Origin of the sequence: Microseira wollei NIES-4236, from assembly GCF_020521235.1 — a bacterium.
GTDB classification, from domain to species: Bacteria; Cyanobacteriota; Cyanobacteriia; order Cyanobacteriales; family Aerosakkonemataceae; genus Microseira; species Microseira wollei.
This window is the reverse complement of the sequence record NZ_BLAY01000322.1, coordinates 1-5,961: the sequence shown is the minus strand read 5'-3', so window position 1 is coordinate 5,961 and position 5,961 is coordinate 1. Positions and strand designations below refer to the sequence as shown.

The window sequence follows — 5,961 nt, the reverse complement described above, 5'->3', positions numbered from 1 at the left end:
TTTTCAACCTTTAACAGGTTTTGTAGTAGCACGGCCTAGATAAGTTTTGATTTCTAGCCAAAGATTGTATAATGCCGTGCCCCTGATTTTCAACCTTTAACAGGTTTTGTAGTAGCACGGCCTAGATCAGTTTGGATTTCTAGCCAAAGATTGTATAATGCCGTGCCCCTGATTTTCAACCTTTAACAGGTTTTGTAGTAGCACGGCCTAGATAAGTTTTGATTTCTAGCCAAAGATTGTATAATGCCGTGCCCCTGATTTTCAACCTTTAACAGGTTTTGTAGTAGCACGGCCTAGATAAGTTTTGATTTCTAGCCAAAGATTGTATAATGCCGTGCCCCTGCAGCCTGAAATTTATTTTCAGGCTGGTTCTGGTGCTGCTGCGCCTCTATGGCGGTTCGTTAAATAAAAGTTACCTCGCTGTTTGCTCTTCTTTTTTGGTTAAATATCCGGATCAAGCGTGCAACGGGTGAAGAAATAAGCAGCGGAACATTGGCTGATAGTGGCGAAGACAGCGCTACTACGAATTTAGATAATGCTTCGCCTTTAAATCGGTAAGCTTAAACCAAGCTAACCAGTCGTTAACCTAAGAGAAATGAGCAGCGAGTGGAAGCTATATTCCAACTGCTGTTTAACGAACTCCAGCAGTCAACCCGTGCTGCCAAGCAAAATTGCCGGGATGTCGCTTTCCGTTTAACAGCAGAAATTGTCCGCGTCTGCAATGAAAGCAGACACATACAAGCGTCCGGCGATTTGGCAGCTTGGGCGAATCGAATGGCGAGCCATCGCCTCCAGCAGTGTCTTAACTATTACAGACTGGGGTCGGCTGCCGGACGAGTAGAATTACATAGTACCTTGAGTGCAATTATTTACCGCTACATGAGTCCCGCAGGCATAGGGTTGAGCTATCAAGCGCGGTTGACGTTGATAGAAGATTTTCTTCAGGGATTTTATCTGGAAGCGCTCAAACTATTTCGTAAAGAAGCGCTCCTGGGTGCCACTTATCGTCCCCACACGCTTTTGGAGTTGGCTGAATACTTAGCGTTTACAGAACGTTACGCGAAGCGACGGGTTCACTTATCGAGTCAAAAAACTCAGCAACTGATTGTCCTGCGGGTGCAAACCTTTGTGCAACAGCACCCCAGGGAAATGTCGGTGGATTTGGAACAAGCCGCAGAAAGTCGGTCGTCGGAATCAGAAACTACCTGGGATGAAAGATTGCTGGCGCGGGTACGAGAGATGATGGTGGCAACAGATCCAGATAACGCGGATATGATGCTGCGCCAGTCTGTGATTCGCGAGTTGATAGCATACTTAGAGCAGCGCCAGCAACGAGATTGTGCCGATTACTTTATCCTCCGCTTGCAAAACCTTTGTGCCGATGAAATTGAGCAGATTCTCGATTTAACCCCGCGTCAGCGAGATTATTTGCAACAGCGGTTTAAGTACCATTTGATGCGATTCGCGCTGTTGCACGGGTGGGAATTGGTTCACGAGTGGTTGGGAGCAGATTTAGAGCGCAACCTCGGGTTGACGCCCCAGCAATGGCAAGGGTTTCAGGCTCAATTGAGTCAGGAGCAACTGGGTTTGCTACAGATGAAACAAAGGGGATTAGACGATAAAGCAATCGCTAAGTCCCTGGGTTGGAAAGTCAGCCAGGTTCACAAGCAGTGGTTTAAGCTGCTAGAAACAGCCTGGGTGCTTCGCAATTCTTCAGAATCCGGATCAGGTGCATCGACCCATGAATAGAGATACAGAAGATTTCCCCGAACGATTTCTCGTCTGGCTATTACAAAAGGATAAGGCTCCCGAACCATCCTGCAAACGTGCAAGTGGGGAGGGTTCTCGGTTCCTAACCTTTGGCGAGAGCGATGAAATACAAGACTGGGAAATAGATGAGTTCGACGAACTGGAGTCAGAAATTTTGAACGCCACTGTTGCTAGTCCCGGTGAATCAGCTGTTTATCCTCAATCTCAAAGCGGCAAGGACAATTTTACATTGCAAGACCGTTTTCAAGCGCTGCTAAAGCGTCGATTACAAAAGGAACTGCAAGACAATCCACCCCTGTTTCCCTGGGAGACAGAAATTTCTGACGCAGAACCAGACTACGCCGAACCAGAATCTTTGCCTCCCAACCAATTTTGGACAACTCACCTACAAAGGTTACGCCTGCCAGTTCCCATCCCGCCAGATATTTTCGCCCAACTGCTAGAGTGCTGTCAGGCAGTCGTGCAATCTTCCATTGCCTCGCCGATCAAGTTAGTGCGTGCAGTGGAGGGATTATTTCCCGGTCAGTCCCAGATCCTGCACCAGTTTGCCTCCGTCGTGCTGGCATCTTCGTCTTGCGACAGTTTGGTTGTGGAACAGTCCCAAGTCCCAGCTAACTTTCCCAGCAGTTACGAAGCCGCCACTCCTACCGAGCAGATGGTACTGTTATTAATCGCGGCTCGACAGATGATCGGATCTCTGACTTTAACCTTGTCGCCCCATCAGCCGATCCTAGAGCGAGAATGGCTGACTGGTGTGGGCGAGTTAGTGCTGAGGGCAGAATATCAAGTAGAGCGGCGCTTGTTTGCTTGTTTGCGCGTGCAGGGGCGCTTTCCCTGCGGTGGTAGCTTGAAGTTACAGGTAGGTCAAGCTTGCGCCATCGCATCTCGCCCCGATGCGGGTCAAATCAGCGTCGAATTATCCCAACTCGAACTCAACCAAACTTACCCGTTAGAAGTTCTCTGTCCCCACCTGAATCAGAATCCTCTGATTTTCGGCATTTGTCCTACAAGCTAGCCATTTTGGTAATCGGTAATCAGTAATCGGTAATCGGTAATGGCAAAGAAGCAATTACCCATTAGCAAAATAGCCATTTTACAATTGGGTAATGGGAAAGAACCAATTACCCATTAGCAATTAGCAATTAGCAATTACCCATTACCCAAATGGCAAAAAGCATCGCGATTTTAGGCCAAATTCGGCAGCGCTTAGCCGCGATGCCGCAGCCAGAACCAGAAAACTCGCTTTTATTGCGGGTATTGGTGCAGGCGCTGGTCATCGTCGGAATTGTGGCGACCGATGTAGCGGGAGAAACCTTTGGTACGGGGGAAAGTGTCAGCGTTTGGGCGGTGCCGCTGAGTATTGTAGGTGCGGTTTGGAGTTGGTATCGGCGGCGCGAGCGCAATATCCCAACTAAGTTTGGCATCGCCCTGGGAATGTTAGCCGCGTTGGCTTATTTCCTTTGGCGTCTGAGGGAGGAATTTAACGATACCCGGTTGGTTTTAGCTGGATTGTTAATTCACCTGCAAGTGCTGCACAGTTTCGACCTCCCCCGCCGCAAAGATTTGGGTTATTCCATCGCCATCGGGTTGATTTTGTTGGGGGTGGCGGCTACCGTGAGTCAGACAATGGCTTTTGCGCCGTTGTTGCTGGTGTTTTTAGCCCTCGCTCTCCCAGTTTTGGTGCTGGACTACCGTTCCCGCCTGGGACTCAAACCTTTAAAAATTAAAAATCAAAACTTAAAAACCAAAGATTCTCCCCTTTTTAATTTTAAATTTTTAATTGTTAATTTCATCGTCATCGTCGCCTTGGGATTAACAATTTTTGCTTTTCTCCCCCGCTTACCCGGTTATCAATTACGAACCTTTCCCATTAGTTCTCCCATCGAGTTTACTGGGTCGTTTGACGGTCGCAATGTTGTTAATCCAGGCTATCGCAATCGCGGCAGAAACAATCAAAACCAACAAGGGGGAACTGGTAGCGGCGGACGCAATGTAGAAGATGGCCCTGGGGAACTTGACCCGACTTTTTACTACGGTTTCAATACCAAAATTAACCAGAACCTGCGCGGACAACTCTCACCAGCGGTCGTCATGCGGGTACGTTCCCAAGCTGAGGGATTTTGGCGCGTATTGGGGTTCGATCGCTACACCGGACAGGGTTGGGAAGTTTCTCGCAATGACAAAACTTTTAAGGTTGACCGTCCCTGGTGGTCTTATCGGTTTTATATCCCCATTCTGCCAACGGCTAATCGCACCAAAGAGGTAATTCAGTCCTACACAATTGTCTCCGATTTGCCTAACTTAATTCCGGCGATGGCACAGGCGGAAGAACTTTACTTTCCCACCCAGCAAGTGGCAGTCGATACTGAAGGTGGTTTGCGAAGTCCGCCGCAAGTTGGTTTGCCAGCAGGTGTAACTTATTCGGTTGTCTCGCAAGTTCCTTTCCGCAATCGCACTCGTTTAGGTAAAGCTTCCACCAAGTATCCCAAAACTATCCAGCAATACTATTTGCAAGTTCCTCCCCAAATTCAGGAAAAAGTCCGGAAACTCACCGAAGAAATCCTCGCCAACAAAAATAAAGTGGCTAAGGATAGCAAACCCCTGACTTCAGCTTACGAAAAAGCCTTGTACCTGACGCAATACCTCAAGCAACATCCCAATTACAAACTTCAGAAAGACCCGCCATTTTTAGCCGAAGGCGAAGACTTGGTGGCAGCTTTTCTATTCGGTTATAAAAACAGTCCTCCCGGTGAAAAAATTACCGGCGGATATCCCGATCATTTTTCTACCGTTCTAACTATTATGCTGCGCTCAATTGGCATTCCAGCGCGGTTGGTAGGCGGTTTTGGGTCGGGAGAATTTAATCCGTTTACCGGGTTTTATGTCGTCCGCAACACCGATGCCTATTTGATAACCGAGGTTTATTTCCCCAAATACGGTTGGTTTGCTTTCGATCCAATTCCGGGTCATCCGTTGTTTCCCCCTTCCGTTGAAGAAGACCAGACTTTTAGCGTCTTAAAACAGTTTTGGCAGTGGGTTGCTGGATGGTTACCCTCCCCAGTTTCTAATTTTCTTTCCCATGTATTGGGTGGTGCTATTACTTGGATAATTGGAGCGATCGCTTGGTTTTTGGCACTGTTTGCTCAAGGTTGGATCGGTTTATTTACCGGGTTGGCGATGGCGATCGCCCTCGCTTTCTGCTTCTGGTTCGCTTGGGACAGATGGCGTGTCTGGCACTACCGACGCGGGTTAGAAAAGCTACCGCCGATGGAAAGTATTTATCGGCAAATGCTTGACATTTTGGCAGTAAAAGGGTATAGGAAACATCCGTCTCAAACGCCGTTAGAGTACGCGAGAACTTCGCGCCAACACCATGACAGAGAATGGGGCGATGGGATTGATGAAATTTCCCAAGCTTATGTTCGCTGGCGTTATGGGGGAGAGTCTCCGAACATAGAGCAATTGCGGCGACGGTTGCAAGACCTGAAAAAGCAGATACTCGCTGCGAGCAAGAAGAATTTTGATTGAATGAACCACGAAGACGCGATAGACAAGGGTAGCGTCTTGTCGAAGAGTAGGACAAGAAGGAAGAAATACAGGACTTACGCCAGGGCGTTGCCAGAAACCCGGTTTCGACCTTGATCTCTCGTTTCCTTTCCCAAGGATTTTTCGTAGAAACCGGGAATATGAGCGTAAGTCCTGAAATAGATAGTCTTCTAGCGGGAAAGGAGTAGCAAGCAAAAAGCGAGTGATATCGATTCCGGCGACGCCGAAGTGACGATTTGATCCCAAATCCTTCTTCTTCTTTGTGTCCTACCCTGCGGGAAGCCGCTGCGCGTCTATCGTGTCTAATTCGCTATCGCGAATCGCTGAGCGCTGACGCGCACGCACTCGCGTTCGCTAACGCGGTTAAAAAAGGGGGGTAATGGAAGCGGATTTGGTATGATTTGATATTTCAAGCCATCTGAAGTCCGATGTTGAATCTACCCACATAGCCTTTTGCTTCTTTAGCTATTCGGCGGGAAGCCCCGCGCTCTACCTGTACTCAGGTGAGCGTCGCGTGGGAGAGCCTTCTTCAGTGATGAATTGTGCCCTTGAACGATGTGAAGCGTAGCTGAACAAGAGATTGGGCACTTCGGAAGAACTGCCAATCTCCTATAAACGAAGCGAACACAAGTACCTATACTGTGT

3 protein-coding genes are annotated in these 5,961 nt (G+C 48.3%); all 3 read left to right on the top strand.

What is annotated here, in order from left to right:
- Window positions 1–606: 606 nt before the first annotated feature.
- Entirely contained in the window at window positions 607–1,749 is a 1,143-nt protein-coding gene (gene hetZ, locus MiSe_RS47260) for a heterocyst differentiation protein HetZ (protein WP_226594046.1), read from the top strand.
- Window positions 1,742–2,785 carry a hypothetical protein gene (locus MiSe_RS47255; RefSeq protein ID WP_226594044.1) on the top strand — a complete coding sequence of 348 codons (1,044 nt, stop codon included), beginning with the start codon at window positions 1,742–1,744 and terminating at the stop codon, window positions 2,783–2,785. Before hetZ ends, MiSe_RS47255 begins: the two co-directional genes overlap by 8 nt.
- Before the next feature lie 149 nt (window positions 2,786–2,934).
- Window positions 2,935–5,298 carry a transglutaminaseTgpA domain-containing protein gene (locus MiSe_RS47250; protein ID WP_226594041.1) on the top strand — a complete coding sequence of 788 codons (2,364 nt, stop codon included), beginning with the start codon at window positions 2,935–2,937 and terminating at the stop codon, window positions 5,296–5,298.
- Window positions 5,299–5,961 lie beyond the last annotated feature (663 nt).

Coding starts and splice junctions, on each gene's coding strand:
- MiSe_RS47250 (WP_226594041.1), top strand. CDS start 2,935: ATGGCAAAAAGCATCGCGATTTTAGGCCAAATTCGGCAGCGCTTAGCC.
- MiSe_RS47255 (WP_226594044.1), top strand. CDS start 1,742: ATGAATAGAGATACAGAAGATTTCCCCGAACGATTTCTCGTCTGGCTA.